This window comes from Arthrobacter sp. cf158 (assembly GCF_900106835.1).
Classification (GTDB): Bacteria; Actinomycetota; Actinomycetes; order Actinomycetales; family Micrococcaceae; genus Arthrobacter.
This window is the reverse complement of sequence record NZ_FNNR01000013.1, coordinates 50,605-65,784: the sequence shown is the minus strand read 5'-3', so window position 1 is coordinate 65,784 and position 15,180 is coordinate 50,605. Positions and strand designations below refer to the sequence as shown.

Annotated in this window: 13 protein-coding genes; 6 read left to right on the top strand and 7 right to left on the bottom strand. The window is 63.0% G+C overall.

All coding sequences use genetic code 11. From position 1 onward, the window contains the following. Nucleotides 1-8: 8 nt before the first annotated feature. Both BLW08_RS21315 and BLW08_RS21310 read right to left on the bottom strand, forming a co-directional pair. Nucleotides 9-1,400 (bottom strand): cryptochrome/photolyase family protein, encoded by a 1,392-nt coding sequence (locus BLW08_RS21315; protein ID WP_091327921.1) that lies wholly within the window; start codon nucleotides 1,398-1,400, stop codon nucleotides 9-11. A gap of 93 nt (nucleotides 1,401-1,493) precedes the next feature. Next, nucleotides 1,494-1,832 carry a hypothetical protein gene (locus tag BLW08_RS21310; RefSeq protein ID WP_091328032.1) on the bottom strand — a complete coding sequence of 113 codons (339 nt, stop codon included), beginning with the start codon at nucleotides 1,830-1,832 and terminating at the stop codon, nucleotides 1,494-1,496. 288 nt (nucleotides 1,833-2,120) lie between these two features. Here BLW08_RS21310 and BLW08_RS21305 point away from each other — a divergent pair, with 288 nt between their 5' ends. Further along, complete coding sequence (locus BLW08_RS21305; RefSeq protein WP_091327919.1) at nucleotides 2,121-4,307, top strand: amylo-alpha-1,6-glucosidase; 2,187 nt, start codon at nucleotides 2,121-2,123, stop codon at nucleotides 4,305-4,307. Here BLW08_RS21305 and BLW08_RS21300 read toward each other — a convergent pair. Together BLW08_RS21300 and BLW08_RS21295 are read right to left on the bottom strand one after the other, a co-directional pair. Next, the gene (locus tag BLW08_RS21300; protein WP_090826206.1) at nucleotides 4,304-5,719 is read right to left on the bottom strand and encodes a ferredoxin reductase; all 1,416 of its coding nucleotides are present in this window, start codon (nucleotides 5,717-5,719) and stop codon (nucleotides 4,304-4,306) included. The two genes, BLW08_RS21305 and BLW08_RS21300, sit on opposite strands and share 4 nt — an antisense overlap. After that, complete coding sequence (locus BLW08_RS21295; RefSeq protein WP_090826209.1) at nucleotides 5,716-7,017, bottom strand: aromatic ring-hydroxylating oxygenase subunit alpha; 1,302 nt, start codon at nucleotides 7,015-7,017, stop codon at nucleotides 5,716-5,718. The genes BLW08_RS21300 and BLW08_RS21295 overlap by 4 nt, the downstream gene beginning before the upstream one ends. Nucleotides 7,018-7,189: 172 nt before the next feature. On the opposite strand from BLW08_RS21295, the gene BLW08_RS21290 reads away from it, so the two are divergent. Continuing rightward, a complete protein-coding gene (locus tag BLW08_RS21290; RefSeq protein ID WP_090826212.1) occupies nucleotides 7,190-8,122 on the top strand; it encodes a LysR family transcriptional regulator in 933 nt (310 codons plus the stop codon). Between the two features lie 11 nt (nucleotides 8,123-8,133). On the opposite strand, the gene BLW08_RS21285 is transcribed toward BLW08_RS21290, so the two are convergent. The 3 genes from BLW08_RS21285 to BLW08_RS21275 form a co-directional block, all read right to left on the bottom strand. Further along, nucleotides 8,134-8,358, bottom strand: a complete 225-nt coding sequence (locus tag BLW08_RS21285; RefSeq protein ID WP_091327914.1) for a hypothetical protein — start codon at nucleotides 8,356-8,358, stop codon at nucleotides 8,134-8,136. Then, nucleotides 8,355-9,227, bottom strand: a complete 873-nt coding sequence (gene pdxS, locus BLW08_RS21280; RefSeq protein ID WP_091327913.1) for a pyridoxal 5'-phosphate synthase lyase subunit PdxS — start codon at nucleotides 9,225-9,227, stop codon at nucleotides 8,355-8,357. The genes BLW08_RS21285 and pdxS overlap by 4 nt, the downstream gene beginning before the upstream one ends. A 152-nt stretch (nucleotides 9,228-9,379) precedes the next feature. Beyond that, entirely contained in the window at nucleotides 9,380-10,060 is a 681-nt protein-coding gene (locus BLW08_RS21275) for a GntR family transcriptional regulator (protein WP_090823526.1), read from the bottom strand. A 119-nt stretch (nucleotides 10,061-10,179) separates the two neighbouring features. On the opposite strand from BLW08_RS21275, the gene purU reads away from it, so the two are divergent. From purU to BLW08_RS21255, 4 genes are read left to right on the top strand one after another with little or no spacing between them, the layout of a single operon-like run. Then, nucleotides 10,180-11,094, top strand: coding sequence for a formyltetrahydrofolate deformylase (gene purU, locus BLW08_RS21270; RefSeq protein WP_091327910.1), 915 nt, complete (start codon nucleotides 10,180-10,182; stop codon nucleotides 11,092-11,094). 56 nt (nucleotides 11,095-11,150) lie between these two features. Further along, nucleotides 11,151-13,643 carry a GcvT family protein gene (locus BLW08_RS21265; RefSeq protein WP_090823530.1) on the top strand — a complete coding sequence of 831 codons (2,493 nt, stop codon included), beginning with the start codon at nucleotides 11,151-11,153 and terminating at the stop codon, nucleotides 13,641-13,643. A 3-nt stretch (nucleotides 13,644-13,646) separates the two neighbouring features. Beyond that, nucleotides 13,647-14,273, top strand: a complete 627-nt coding sequence (locus BLW08_RS21260) for a cyclodeaminase/cyclohydrolase family protein (protein WP_091327909.1) — start codon at nucleotides 13,647-13,649, stop codon at nucleotides 14,271-14,273. 14 nt (nucleotides 14,274-14,287) lie between these two features. Continuing rightward, nucleotides 14,288-15,172: a bifunctional 5,10-methylenetetrahydrofolate dehydrogenase/5,10-methenyltetrahydrofolate cyclohydrolase gene (locus BLW08_RS21255; protein WP_091328030.1), complete on the top strand. Its 885-nt coding sequence runs from the start codon at nucleotides 14,288-14,290 to the stop codon at nucleotides 15,170-15,172. Nucleotides 15,173-15,180: the final 8 nt, after the last annotated feature.

Below are 15,180 nucleotides of genomic sequence, written 5' to 3'. Positions count from 1 at the left end.
GGCCGGAGCTAGTGGACTTCCTTCATTCCCTTGTACGCCTCCAGCGCCTCGGCCCGGGTGGTCTTGAGGTCCACAATCTCTTCCGGGTAGTCGGGAGTCCCAAACTCAGGTATCCAGTGGGCAATGTACTTCCCCTGGGGATCAAACTTCACCCGCTGGGCCTCCGGGTTGAAGATCCGGAAGAACGGCGAAGCATCCGCCCCGGAGCCTGCCACCCACTGCCAGTTGGCCGGGTTGGACGCAGGATCGGCATCAACCAGGGTGTCCCAGAACCACTGTTCACCCAGCTGCCAATGGATCCCGAGGTTCTTCACCAGGAAGCTGGCGGCAACCATGCGGACGCGGTTGTGCATCCACCCCGTGTGCCAGAGCTGCCGCTGCCCGGCGTCAACCATCGGGAAGCCGGTGCGCCCCTTCTGCCAGGCGCGGAACTCCTCAGGGGCGCTCTCGTGGCCAGGGTGCCGGCCATTACTGCCGTCACTGCCTGGCCAAGCCCACGGGAAGCGGTCAAATTCCGCGCGCAGGTTAGCGGTGGCCAAATGCGGGTTGTGGAAGTACTGGTGCCAGCAGAACTCACGCCATCCCAGCTCGGAGGCGTAAATGCTGGCGCTTTCGGAGCGTTTGGACCCCAGGGCGTGCCACACCTCGAACGGGCTCAGCTCACCCCAGCGCAGATAAGGCGACAGGCAACTGCTGCCATCGGTATCAGGACGGTTGCGGCCCTCGCTGTACTGGGAGAGCCCGTTGTTCACGAACCCGGTGAGGCGCTGATGTCCGGCCGCTGACCCCGGCGTCCACATCTCCGCCAATCCCCCGGACCAGTCAGGCTTGCTCGGCAGGAGCTTCCAGGAATCCAGGCGGTCATAGGCCGGCAACTCACCCGTGTAACCATGGCCTGTTGCGGGCACAGCCAAAGGCTCGCGGAAGTCCTGCGCGGATACCGTCCGCCAGAACGGTGTGAAGACCTTGTACTGGCCGCCCGTTTTGGTGGTAACTTCCCACGGCTCATGGAGGAGCGACGCCTGAAAGCTGGCCACGTGCATTCCGGCCCCGCCCGCCCACGCCTTGATTCCGGCGTCGACCGTTCGCTCGGCCGAACCGTACCGTCGGTTCCAGTACAGCGCGCCGGCACCTAACGCCGTCGCAGTCTTCTGGACGATGTCCGAGGCGGGACCGCGGCGAAGCAACAACGCGATGCCGAGCTTTTTCAGATCATCACGGAGCGCCGTCAGCGAATGATGGAGCCACCACTTGGCGGCGCCGCCGTGCGGACGGATGCCCGGTGACTCTTCGTCGAGGACGTAGAGGGCCACCGCCGCACCGTCGTCCACCGCGGCACGCAGGGCCGGATTGTCAGCGACCCGCAGGTCATCACGGAACCACACGATGGACGGTTTCACTTATTTCCTCTCGACGGCCAGCAGGAAATGGGAACAGCCCATGCCCCATAAGAAATCCTAGGGGCATGGGCTGCACGAATGCTGTCCGTGGGGTCAGGCGATGGACGGAACAGCTTCCTGGCGTATCTCCACCACGGGGATGTCCGTAGCAGTCTCGGTCCAGATGGGAACGCTGTTCATGACGTAGTCCCTGGCGGCCGGTCCCACCATGCCCATGCCGGGATAGATACGCCGGCCCTTGTCTTTGATGGGCTTGAGGCCTTCAACGGCGAGTGCCGTCTTGAAAGCGGAGTCGGGGATAGGGATTTTGCGGCCGAGAACGCACCAACTGATGTACAGGCCGTAGAAGGTGTCAAAATCCAGGCCCTTTTCAGTGTCGTCCTCGAACACCACGCACTCGCGTAGAAAGCTGCTGATTTGGGTGTCGGTCATTACGGGGCCTCCGGCGTCGGAAGAGAAAAGCGGGCCGCCGGGCTGCATCAGCGAATGTCCTATCTCCTCACTATAGACCCCTGCCGGGCTGACCGTACCCGGAAGTAGGTTAACTTTGGGTTGCTGAACCGTGATGCCGCCCGTGCCAAGGCGGGCAGACGGACTCCGCGCGGAACCGCCCCGAGGCTCTGGTGACATCCCACAGTTGGGCGTAGCTTCAGATAAAGCCACACACCCCGGAACCCCGAGCGGGACGAACAGTTCCGGCGTGATGATTGGAGGCACCAAGTGGCTGGATGGAACGCAGACACCGCCGCGGGACCACTCGGCTCCGGCACTGTAACCCTCGTGGAAGGCTCCACGTTCTGCATTTCTGCGGCCAATGGGGACATCAGGCCGGACCTTCCGCAAGGGGTATTCCACCTGGATACCCGCATCCTGTCCCGTTGGGAATTGACCGTCAACGGCCAGCCGGTGGAACCGCTGGCGGCAGAGACCCGGGAACCGTACCGGGCCTTGTTCGCAGGCCGCGTGCCGGGCTCCAGCGGTTATGCCGACAGCCCGCTTCTGGTGGAGCGGCTCCGCGAGGTCGGAGCCGGCATCCTTGAGGACATCACCATCCGGAATTACTCCAAACAGCCGGTCGAGTGCAGTATCACGCTGGCCGCGGAGGCTGACTTTGCCGATCTTTTTGAAGTGAAGGACGCCCGGATCACCAGGGAGTGGATGGAAACGCGTCGCTTGGAAGGTGACTCGTTGGAAATCCGCGGCCAGTGGGAAGGGCTGAAGAAGGGCGTGGTGATCCGGGCAGAAGGAGCCGGCGCAGGAGCCAAGGCCCTGGGATTCAGGACGAGTATTCCTGCTTTCGGGCAGTGGAGTACGCGTATCAGCGTGATGCCCTCCCTCGGCGGGACGACTGCTCCTTTCACGCATCCCGGGCGGGGAGAAATGTCACCCAGCGACAGGCGGAGGCAGGAGTGGGTGGCCAAGATCCCGGTTCTGCAAATCGCCAATCGGGCCATTGAAAAGACACTGCGCCGGAGCTATGAGGACTTGGGCGCACTCCGCATCCAGGACCCGGACCACCCGGAGCGCGTGGTTGTGGCCGCCGGAGCGCCGTGGTTCATGACCCTGTTCGGCCGCGACTCCTTGTGGGCCTCAGAGATGGCGCTTCCCGTTGATCCCTCCTTGGCGTTGGGCACGCTGCGCACCCTGGCCGAACGCCAGGGCAGCGTGGTGAACACAGCTACGGAGGAAGAACCCGGAAAAATCCTGCACGAGGTGAGGCTCGATGTCGGCTCCGGCCAGGCTTTGGGCGGCAAGTCCGCCTACTACGGCAGTGTGGATGCCACGCCGTTGTTTGTTGTGGTCCTCGGCTCGGTGAGTCGCTGGGGTTTCGGCAAGGACACCATTGCAGCGCTCCTGCCCAATGCCGACCGCGCGCTTGCCTGGATCCGCGACTACGGAGACCGTGACGGAGACGGCTTCGTGGAATACGGCCGCCCCAACCAGCACGGGCTCATCAACCAAGGGTGGAAAGACTCGTGGGACGGCATCAATTTTGCCGATGGCACCCTCGCGCAACCGCCGTTGGCGCTGTGCGAAGTCCAGGCCTACGTGCATGGCGCCTACGTGGCACGGGCGTGGATGGCTTACGACGACGGCGACCTCGCCTTGGCGTCCGAGCTCCGGGAGCGCGCGGATCGCCTCAAGCAAAAGTTCAACGAAGAGTTTTGGCTCCCGGACAAGGGCTACTACGCCATCGCTTTGGACCGCGACAAACGGCCCGTGGATGCCTGCGCGTCCAATATGGGCCACTGCCTATGGTTCGGCCTGATTGATGAAGATAAAGCCCCGTCCGTGGTGGAGCACCTCATGTCTCCGGAAATGTTCAGCGGCTGGGGAGTCAGGACGCTGGCCAGCACCATGGGCGCCTACAACCCGGCCAGCTACCACAACGGATCGGTGTGGCCACATGACAACGCCCTGATCATGTCAGGGCTCCTGCGCTATGGATTTGTTGAAGAAGCCCAGCGCATTGGCACGGCGCTGCTCGAGGCGGCCGAGCACTCCGGCGGACGGCTCCCCGAACTCTTCTGCGGCTTCGACCGCGAACAGTTCAGGGAGCCCGTTCCCTACCCCACTGCCTGCTCCCCGCAAGCGTGGGCTGCCACTACTCCCATCCACGTGGTCACCAGCCTGATGCGCTACGACACACACATCTCCCTGGGCGGAATCTGGCTGGACCCGGTGCTCCCGGCATCCTTCGGTGCCCTGCACATCAGCAACGCCCCCATGGGCGACGCCCGGATCACCATCGACGCGTCCGGAGGGGAATCCAGTGTCCGTGGCATACCCGAAGGCCTCACTGTCCATCGCGGGCAACGGCCATGGATGTCCGAGCTTGTAGAACGCGCGCACCACCAAACGCCCGAGGACTACGGCCGTTATTGGACGACGGCTGTTAGTTCCTAAGCGTCGATCACCATGTCGGTCTTCGCCGTAGAGCAGCAGGGAAGGAACTTGCCTGCATCGATTTCACGGGCCCGGATGCCGCCCTGATGGTTCATGTCCACCTCCCCTGCAAGTTTGACCACCTTGCAGGAACCGCACATGCCTTCCTTGCAGTTGGCGCCGATCCGGACGCCCGCACGCTGCGCTGGCCCGAGGATATGTTCGTCGGGGTCGATGCGCACATTGATGCCGGTACGCAGGAAGGACAGGGTGAGGCTTCCCGTTCCCACTGTTTCGAAGCTTGACGCGTCAGGTGTGGCAGCTTCCTGTTCCACGTCCGCACCTGCACCGGACGCTTCGGGATCCGACACGTCCGGCTCGGCGGATTCCAGCTCCAGACCGGTCGCCTTCAGGGTTCCCTCGGCGTCGTAACCGGGCTCGTAGAGCCCGAACGCCGCGGGCTGGCTTTCGTAGTAGTCCTCGGCTGACTCCGCTATTTCCTCGGCGATCTCCTCCGCGATGTCCGCTGCATGCGCAAGCTCCGCCTGATATTCAAGGATCGTCTGGCGGTCGCCCGTAAAGAACTCCATGTGGATGGAGGTGTCATCGACGCCCACCTTCCCCAAGAGCTCGGTGGCGGTATTCAGATAGCCTTCGGGGCCACAGGCATAGACCTGCCGGCCGTTGGCATCAGGGGCCACTTCCTCCAACATGGCCGCCGTCAGCCTCCCACTGAGACCTTCCCAGTCCTCAGGTTTGCCGCGGTCACCCAGGGAATAGAACACCTTGATCCGCGAGTCCACGGAAGCTATGTAGGCGAGCTCTTTGTTAAAGGCAAAGCCCGCGTCCGCCGCTCCGTGGTACAGCACCACCACATCGGCCTGTCCGGGCAGGGAGTGGATGGTCCGCACCATTGACATGATGGGGGTGATCCCTGCACCGGCGGCCAGCAGGAGGTACCGTGCCCGGCGGTCGGCATCGGGCAGGTGGAATGCCCCCACCGGCCCGAGCATCTCCAAAACGGTGCCGGGCTTGATGTTCTCATGCACCCACGGTGACACCAGGCCCGTCGGATCGCGCTTAACAGTGATGTCGAAGGTCCACGGTTTGGTGGGTGCGCTGGACAGCGAATAACTGCGGTCGGCCGGATCCTGGTCCTCGCCGTTCACAGGGAAGGCAACATTCACGTACTGGCCGGCACGGAACGCCAGCGGCGCGCCATCGGAGCGACGGAACACGAAGGTCATCATGCCGCCCACTTCGGGAACGATCTCCACACATTCGGCCATGAACTCCTGCGGATGCCACGGACCCAAGGCACGGGCTGCACTGGCTGGCCCTTCGGTGCTGCCCATCACCCTGTTCCACGGCATTTCAAGGCCGCGGATGCGATGTGGTTCCTGGACTACCGTCTCAATGAGGAGTTCCGTCATGCCAAGTGCTCCTGCACCCGCTGCACGTACCAGTTGATGAACGCCTCCACCTGGTATTCACTCTTCATGTAGGGGCCGGGCTCGTAAGCGGGGCTGCCGGCGCCCTTCTGGCACAGCTCCACAAACGCCTTGTCCTGCAGGTTGGTCTGCTCCCAGGTGTAGGTGAGTTTGGCGAGATCGTAATCCACGCCTTCCACGGCGTCGTCAGCAACCAACCACGTGGTGCGTACCAATGTCTGGTGTTCGTTGATGGGGAAGACGCCAAACGTGATGACGTGGTCGCTCTGGAAATGGAACCAGCTGTTGGGCTGCAGGTGCATCGAGCAGCGGCCCAAGCGGAAGTCGCGCAGATCGCCCAGCAACTTCTTGGAAAGCCTGCGACCATCGGCCGAGAACGACTCGCCCTCGCCGTCGAGCGATTCACGTGAGATGCGAATCCCCGCAATGCGGGTATCAAGCTCTTCCACCACCTCATAGGGAAGGCCGTAGCGGCGGCAGCGCTCCTCCAGCGAGGCCTGTGCTTCCTTGTTGCGGTCCCACACTTCTTCCAGGTGCGCCGGAATCAGGCCCTCCGTCAGTCCCCAGGTGGGGAAAAGAGAACAGGCAAGCTCAGGGTGGCCGTCGCAGTGGTAGCACTCACGGTTGTTCTCCATGACGAGCTTCCAGTTGCCCTCCTCCACGATGTTCTGCTGGTACGCGATCTTCGTCTTCGCCAGATCGTGGGGCGCGAGGTACGGCTCGAAGATCTTGGCGGTTTCGTCGAAATCCGCCGGCGGTTCGTCAGCAATGCAGACAAAGATGAGTCCAGCCACTTCACGGCTGTGCGCCCGCTTGAGGCCGAAGCAGCCCTTGTCGAACTTTGTCTCTCCCGGTGCCGAGGCGTGGATCAGGTTGCCTTCCGGGGAGTAGGTCCAGGAGTGGTAGCCGCACACCAGGTTTCCGGTTGACCCCGTGGATTCGGTCAGGACCCGGGCGCCGCGGTGGCGGCAGACGTTGTGCAGGACGTTCACGCCGCCGTCGTCGTTGCGCAGCACGATCAGGGAGTAAGGACCGTAATCGACGGTGATGTAGTCCCCCGGCTCCGGCAGCTCGGCGATGCTGCCGGCAAAGATCCAGTGCTGGCCAAAGATGGCCTGCATGTCGACGCTGAAGATTGTGGCGTCGGTGTAAAAGGGCGCATCGAGGGAGTATCCCTTGCGCCGGAACTCGAACAAGCTGCTGATTTCTTCCAGCTGCTCTGCAGGCAAGGATGAAGCGAGTTTTCCGCGTGAGTTGAGGGGCAAGACCGGAACAGACATGTATTTCCTCCCAGGAGGCGTGGGTGTAAGTGTGTGGTTCATTGGGGAGCGCGGTGCATCATCGCAACCGGCGTTATCGAAGTCTTCGTAGTACGAGATTAGGGATCAATGCCCTGCAACAAAAGCGCAATATTTTGGAGATAACCGTGCACATTCGGTGCATGATGGGTGCATGATCGATCCAAGGCTCATTACGCTTCGGGTATTTGCCCGCTGCGGCACCGTCGGAGCAACCGCCGAGCTAACGGGCTACTCCCCTTCCGCCGTCTCCGCTCAGCTGCGCGAACTCCAGCGCATGCTGGGAATGCAGCTGCTGACCAAGGACGGGCGGGGCGTCCGGCTCACCGCCACCGGGAGGTTTCTGGTGTCCGGCTCAGACGCACTGATTGCCGAATGGGAGCGACTGCGCGCGGCTGCCATGGAGGCCGGCGACCAGGTGCAATCGCGTTTTGGTCTCGGCGGATTCTCGACGGCGGCCGCCCAGTTGCTCGCGCCGCTTGCCGCCGCCCTGCGGTCAACCCGACCCCTGCTGGAGGTGCAGGTACTGGAGGCCAACCCGGCCCGCTGCTTTGACCTGCTGGTTGCCGAGCGCATCGACCTTGCGGTGATTGTTGCCATGCAGTCCGATACCTACGTTGAGGACGATCCCCGCTTTGAACAGATGGTTCTGCTGGACGATCCCCTGGATGTGATCATTCCCGGTGACCATCCGCTGGCATCCCGGGAATCGGTGACACTCGAAGAGCTCGCTGGAGAACCATGGATCACGGAGGCGGCCGGCTCCACTTACCACTCGCTCTTCACTGCGGCATTCACGGCGGTGGGTGTGACCCCGCGCATTGCGCACGAGGCCGTGGAATGGGAGACCCAAATCGCCTTTGTGGGCGCTGGGCTTGGCGTGGGCCTGCTGCCGCGACTGGCGCCCCTGCATAGTGCCGAAAACGTGGTTCGGCTCCGCATTACGGGCAAAGGGAGGCCTTCGCGCCGCATTGTTGCTGCGGTGCGGAGGGGCAGCATCGCTTCACCGTTGGTCCAGGAGTCGCTTGGCATCCTTCAGAGCAGCGCCCAGAGGATCCTTACGGCCCGGCCCGAGGACGAGCGCTGAGCAGGCGTCGCTCACGCCCAGATCTGGTAGCCCGTGGACCTGTCAAAAAGCCTTCGCGTGAAGGGGCCTGAGGCCGCAATCCACAACACGGAGTTATCGTCGGCGGCCTGCTCCACCACTCCGGTGGTGACGTGTGCGCCCAAGTGCCACACTTCTACCGTGCGCCCGATCAGCTGGGCCCAATCGTTCCGCAGGCCACGGCCGTTAACGGTTTTGACGAGAGCGAGATCCGTCATTGGCTGATGCCCACCATGGCTTCGCCGAGGCCGCGGGAGACCTTGGCGATCACATCGGGATCGTCATAGTAAGCAGTAGCGTTCACGACGGCGGCCGCGCGCTGGGCGGGGTTGCCGGACTTGAAGATACCGGAGCCAACGAACACGCCGTCGGCGCCGAGCTGCATCATCATCGCAGCATCAGCCGGGGTAGCAATACCGCCGGCGGTGAACAGGACCACGGGGAGCTTGCCCGTGGCGGCAACTTCCTTGACCAGCTCGTACGGGGCCTGCAGTTCCTTGGCCGCAACATACAGCTCGTCCTCGGGCAGGGCAGACAGCTTGGCGATCTCGGCACGGATCTGGCGCATGTGACCGGTGGCGTTGGAAACATCACCGGTGCCGGCCTCGCCCTTGGAACGGATCATCGCCGCGCCCTCGTTGATGCGGCGCAGCGCCTCACCAAGGTTGGTGGCACCACACACGAACGGAACGGTGAAGTTCCACTTGTCGATGTGGTTGATGTAGTCGGCCGGGGTCAGGACCTCGGACTCGTCGATGTAGTCAACACCGAGGGACTGCAGAACCTGGGCCTCGACGAAGTGGCCGATGCGGGCCTTGGCCATCACCGGGATGGACACGGCGGCAATGATCGCATCGATCATGTCGGGATCTGACATGCGGGACACGCCACCCTGGGCGCGGATATCAGCCGGGACACGCTCGAGCGCCATGACGGCGACGGCACCGGCGTCCTCAGCGATGCGGGCCTGCTCGACGTTAACGACGTCCATGATGACGCCGCCCTTGAGCATCTCCGCCATGCCCCGCTTAACGCGGCTGCTGCCCGTCAGTGGGATGTGTTCAAAAAGGAGGGGTCTTTTAGGCACGTGATACTCCAAGGGCTGAAGGCTGTGATGGCATCCCAACCTCCCGGATGCAGAGGCGTCCGCGGAAGGAGCCATGCCTGATATCCGGGTGATATATTAGATGGAATCATCAGTATGCAGCCGCCGAAGCATCCAGTCAACGGCGCAGTGCACTACGCCGCGAACAGTGCCTGCCGGACAGCGTGCTCAAAGCCACTGACATGTGTGCGCGCAAGATCGGCAGCCTTTTCTTCGTCTCCGTCAATGACGGCCCGCAGCAAGTCGAGGTGCTCGCGCACGTGGTGCTCAAGATCGGGCAGCCGGTCCAGGACCATGCACCAGATGCGTGTCGCCAGGTTGTCGTAGCGGATCAGGACGTCTTCGAGGTGCGGGTTCGCCGCCGCTGCATAGATGCCCTGATGAACACTGGCGTCGAGCCGCAAGGTTTCAACCACAGAGGCCGCGCTGACATCAAAGTCCTCCACCGCGCGCATCACTTCCCGCAGGTGTTCCTTGGTAGAGGCGGAAGCAACCCGCGCCGCGCGTGCGGCAGCCAGGGGTTCCAGCTGGGCGCGAATCTCTGAAATAAACGCCAGATCCGTAACTTCAACCCGCGTGGCAAACGTCCCGCGCCGCGGGTAGGTGATCACCAGGCGGTCCAGCTCAAGCCTCTTCAGGGCTTCCCGCACCGGGGTTCGCCCGATCTCCAGCTCCTTGGCCAGCTGATCGTCATTGAGAAGATCGCCGGGCTTGATCTCCAGCATCAGCAGCCGGTCGCGAAGGCGCTCATAGGCAATGTCAGCCAGGGATTTCTTCGCGGCATCGCCGATGGTTGCCAGAGTTCCAAAAGCCACAGTGCCAGCCCCTTCTTCACATCCAAAAAATCTATTGACCTGCCTCAGCCACCAGTATACGCTGAATTCAATCCTAATATATCAGTTCAGGACCCAGGAATATATCTAAAGGAGGCGACATGACCCTCATGGCGACAGACTCACCGGTAAGCACACTGCCCAAGCCGGAAACGCTCAATGACGAGCAAGCACAGAAGTTCGTACTCACATTGTCGTGCGTCGAACGGGCCGGAATTGTTCAGGCAGTCACCACCTTCCTGTTCGAGCGCGGTTTCAACATCGAAGAACACCAGCAGTTCGACGACGGCCTCCGCCAGACGCTGCACCTGCGGACCGCTTTCTCCGGGCCGCTGTCCTACTCACCGGAGCGGCTCGAAGAGGAGTTCAGCGCAATCGCAGACCGCTTCGAGATGAAATTCAGCTTTCACGACCAAACCAAGAAGCGGGTCCTGGTGATGGTGTCCAAGTTCGGGCACTGCCTCAACGACCTCATCTTCCGCTGGCGGGGCGGCAGCCTGGGCGGCGACCTCGTGGTGGTTGCCTCCAATCACGAAACACACCGCGCCATGGCGGAAGCCGCCGGCCTCCCCTTCGTCTACATTCCTGTCACCCCTGACACCAAGGCAGAGGCTGAGCAGCGTTTGTTGGATCTGGTGGAGGAATACAACGTGGACCTCGTAGTGCTCGCTCGCTACATGCAGGTGCTCTCGGACGACCTCTGCCGTTCCCTTGAAGGACGCGCCATCAACATCCACCACTCCTTCCTCCCGGGGTTCAAGGGCGCCCGCCCCTACCACCAGGCCTATGACCGCGGTGTGAAGCTGGTTGGCGCAACCGCCCATTACGTCACCGCGGACCTGGACGAGGGCCCGATCATTGAGCAGGAAGTCATCCGCGTGGATCACAGCTACGGCCCCACCACCCTCTCAACCGTGGGCCAGGATGCCGAAGCCCTGGCGTTGTCCCGCGCTGTCAGGTGGCACTGCGAGCACCGTGTGCTGCTGGACCAGACCAGCACAGTGGTTTTCCGCTAAAAGCAGCACCAGAACACCAGCAGACTCACCCCCTAACTTCAGCAGGAGAATTCCCCATGGCATCCACGCCTCGCATTGTCATCATCGGAGCTGGGATTGTTGGCACTAACCTCGCCGACGAACTGGTCACCCGCGGTTGGAACAACATCACCGTCCTGGACCAAGGACCCCTGAACATGCCCGGTGGCTCAACGTCCCACGCGCCGGGCCTGGTTTTCCAAACCAACCCTTCCAAGTCCATGGCGCTCTTCGCCAAGTACACCGTGGAAAAGCTGCTGTCCCTGACAGAGGACGGCCAGAGCTGCTTCAACCAGGTGGGCGGACTGGAAGTTGCCACCACGGAAACCCGACTGGCTGACTTGAAGCGCAAGCTCGGCTACGCGCAGGCCTGGGGCATCGACGGCAAGATCCTCTCCCGCGAGGAATGCAAGGAGCTCTACCCCCTGATCAATGAGGAAGACATCCTGGGTGGCCTGCACGTCCCCACCGATGGCCTGGCGCTTGCAGCCCGTGCCGTCCAGCTGTTGATCAAGCGGACCGAAGCCGCCGGAGTGAAGTACATCGGCAACACCGAAGTGACCGGAATTGAGCAGTCAAACCGCCGCGTGACCGGCGTCGAAACCGCCGACGGCGTGATCCCCGCGGACATCGTGGTTTCCTGCGCCGGATTCTGGGGTGCAAAGGTAGGCGAGTTGATCGGAATGTCCGTTCCGCTGCTCCCGCTGGCCCACCAGTACGTCAAGACCACTCCCGTGCCGGCACAGAAAGGCAAGAACGAGCTTCCCAACGGCGCCCAGCTGCCCATCCTGCGCCACCAGGACCAGGACCTCTACTACCGCGAACATGGCGAGCGCTACGGCATTGGTTCCTACGCGCACCGCCCCATGCCCGTGGACCTTGATGAGCTGGGGAGCTACGAGCCCAGCAGCATCACCGAACACAATATGCCCTCGCGCCTGGACTTCACGTTGGAAGATTTCCTTCCCGCATGGGAAGCGACCAAGCAGATCCTGCCGGCACTCCGCGAAAGCGAAATCGAGGATGGCTTCAACGGCATCTTCTCCTTCACCCCGGACGGCGGCTCGCTGGTGGGCGAATCCAAGGAAGTGGACGGCTTCTTCGTGGCCGAGGCCGTGTGGGTCACCCACTCCGCCGGCATTGCCCGCGCCGTTGCCGAGCTGCTGACCACCGGCAAGTCACAGATCGATCTTGGCGACTGCGACATCCACCGCTTCGAAGAGGTCCAGCTGACCCCCGAATATGTCAGCGAAACCTCCCAGCAGAACTTCGTGGAAATCTACGATGTGATGCACCCGCTCCAGCCCAAGCTCTCTCCCCGCAACCTCCGCGTCAGCCCCTTCCACGCACGTCACAAGCAGTTGGGCGGCTACTTTCTGGAAGGCGCCGGCTGGGAACGCCCGTACTGGTTTGAAGCCAACGCTGAACTCCTCAAGGAAATGCCGGACGACTGGCAGCCGCCGGCCCGTGATGCCTGGTCCGGAATGTTCAGCTCCCCCATCGCGGCAGCCGAGGCGTGGAAGACCCGCACAGCTGTTGCGATGTACGACATGACTCCGCTGAAGCGCCTGGAGGTTTCCGGCCCGGGGGCACTGAAGTTGCTGCAGGAACTGACCACCGGTGATATGTCCAAGAAGCCCGGCGCTGTGACCTACACGCTCCTCCTGGACGAGGCCGGTGGCATCCGAAGCGACATCACCGTGGCCCGCCTCAGCGAAGACACCTTCCAGCTCGGAGCCAACGGCAACATTGATACTGCCTACTTTGAACGTGCCGCCCGGCAGCAAACCGCCAATGGCGACGCCGGCGACTGGGTGCAGGTCCGTGACACCACCGGCGGCACCTGCTGCATCGGTTTGTGGGGTCCCCTGGCCCGCGACCTCATCAGCACGGTCAGCAGCGATGACTTCAGCAATGACGGCCTGAAGTACTTCCGTTCCAAGAAGGTCACCATCGGCGGCGTTACCGTCACGGCCATGCGCCTGTCCTACGTGGGCGAACTCGGCTGGGAGCTCTACACCAGCGCTGACAACGGGCAGCGACTCTGGGACGCCCTGTGGAAGGCCGGCCAGCCGTTCGGCGTCATCGCCGCAGGCCGCGCTGCGTTCAGCTCGCTGCGTCTGGAGAAGGGCTACCGTTCCTGGGGCACGGACATGACCACCGAGCACGATCCGTACGAAGCCGGCGTCGGGTTTGCCGTGAAGATGACCAAGGAGAACTTCGTCGGTAAGGCCGCTTTGGAAGGCCGCACCGAAGAAGGCTCCGCGCGTCGCCTGCGCTGCTTGACGGTGGACGACGGCAGGAGCCTCGTGCTGGGCAAGGAACCGGTGTTCTACAAGGACCAGGCGGTTGGTTATGTCACCAGCGCCGCCTACGGCTACTCGGTCCGCAAACCGATCGCCTACGCTTACCTGCCCTCCGCAGTATCACTGGGCGACTCCGTGGAAATCGAGTACTTCGGACGCCGCATCCAGGCGACCGTCACCGAAGATCCGCTGTACGACCCCACCATGAGCCGACTCCGGGGCTAACCCATGATCAGTTCAGAAACCATCAGTGATTACCTCTCCAGGCTTGCTTCACGTCAGCCCACCCCCGGCGGTGGCGCGGCAGCGGCACTGCATGCCGCCCAAGGTGCTGCCTTGGTCGGCATGGTGGCCAGGTACACCACCGGCGCAAAATACGAGGAGCACGCCGCCCTGGTCACCCGGATCACCAGCGCCGCCGACCACTTGATCGTCGAGGCACTGCGTCTCGCGGATGCCGACGAACACGCCTTCCAGTCCGTCATCGATTCCTACAAGCTCCCCTCGGAAACCGACGAACTCAAAGCCGCAAAAACAGCAGCCATCCAGGAAGCCCTGGTCCAGGCGGCCCATACTCCAGCGCAGCTGATCAAGGTTGCCGGTGAGGTGGTGGACCTTGCCACCGAACTTTTTGATGTGGCCAACCCCAACGTCATCAGCGACGTCGCAGCTGCCGCCGACGCCGCGCGGGCAGCAGCAACCACGGCGCGGGTCAACATCGACATCAACGTGGTCGCCATTAAACACGGCGAAGCCCGTACCCGTCTGGCGGAACAGACGGACGGCCTTGAGCACAAGGTGGTCCTGGCGGCTGATTCCCTGGTGAAACTCGTCCGCGAAAGGATCCTCGCATGACCGCTGCAGTGCGCGTGAACACCGAAGTCCTTTCCGGCAAGCCGCTCGCTGCCATCATCCAGCAGCGCGCCCACGAGGAAACGGCTCTCTTGGATGATGAGGGCGTCCGGCCGGTCCTGGCTGTTGTTGTGGCAACGGACGATGAATCCACTCACTGGTATGTCCGGTCCATTGAGCGTGCCGCCGGGCGCGCAGGCATCGGCTGCAGGATCATCGATCTTGGCCACGACGCCACCGAACAAGTGCTGGCCAATGTCCTGGAAGACCTCAGTGCGGAGCCATCCGTCCACGGCATCATCCTCCAGACTCCCCTGCCCGCCGCCGTTGCCGCTGACAGGTTGGTGGGCCTCATCGCTCCGGAAAAGGACATCGACGGCGCAAATCCCCTCAGCCTGGGCCGCTTGGCTGTGGGGCAGCCCGCCTTCGCCCCCGCCACTGCGCAGGCTGTGGTGGAACTGTTGGACCACTTCCAGGTCCCGGTCGCAGGACGCAACGTGGCCGTCGTCGGGCGTTCCGCTGTGGTGGGCAAGCCGCTGTCCCTGCTGCTCCTCGCGAGGGATGCCACTGTTACTGTCTGCCATTCCAAATCCGGACGGCTGGAACGCTACACCCGGCCGGCCGACGTCGTGGTTGTCGCAGCCGGGCGGACCGGGCTGCTGAAAGGCAGCCACGTCTCACCGGAGGCGGTAGTGATCGACGTCGGAACGAACGTGCTGCCCGACGGCACCTTGGTGGGGGACGTTGACGACGCCAGCGTCACGGGCGTTGCGGCCGGGTTGAGTCCTGTCCCGGGAGGCGTAGGATCAGTCACCACTGCGCTCCTGCTGCTGCACACCGTGGAAGCCGCCCGGCAGCAATCCCGAACCACGCTGATCACAGCTTCCACGTCCCGGATCTGAAGGGGTTC